The organism is Variovorax sp. Soil_C_26, from assembly GCF_057657075.1.
Map to the genome: position 1 here is coordinate 1 of NZ_JBDGJC010000066.1, position 201 is coordinate 201.

The 201-nt window shown below is 67.7% G+C and carries 1 protein-coding gene; it reads right to left on the reverse strand.

Annotated features, from left to right (window positions below):
- A partial coding sequence (locus AC3A6G_RS27495) for an Ig-like domain-containing protein (RefSeq protein WP_487875109.1) occupies window positions 1-201 on the reverse strand: 201 nt, incomplete at both ends.

Genomic DNA, 201 nt, shown 5'->3' on the forward strand with positions numbered 1-201 from the left:
CCGTGCCGCCGTTGCCGTCGCTAACGACGACGGTGAAGCTGTCGCTGCCGTTGAAGTTCGCACCCGGTGTGTACGTGTAGGTTCCGTCCGGATTGACAACGACGATGCCGTTGGCGGGCGGCGCGCCCGCCACGTAGCTCAGGCTGTCGCCGTCCAGGTCGACGCCAGTCACCTGTCCGTTGACGGGCGTGTCCTCGGGCG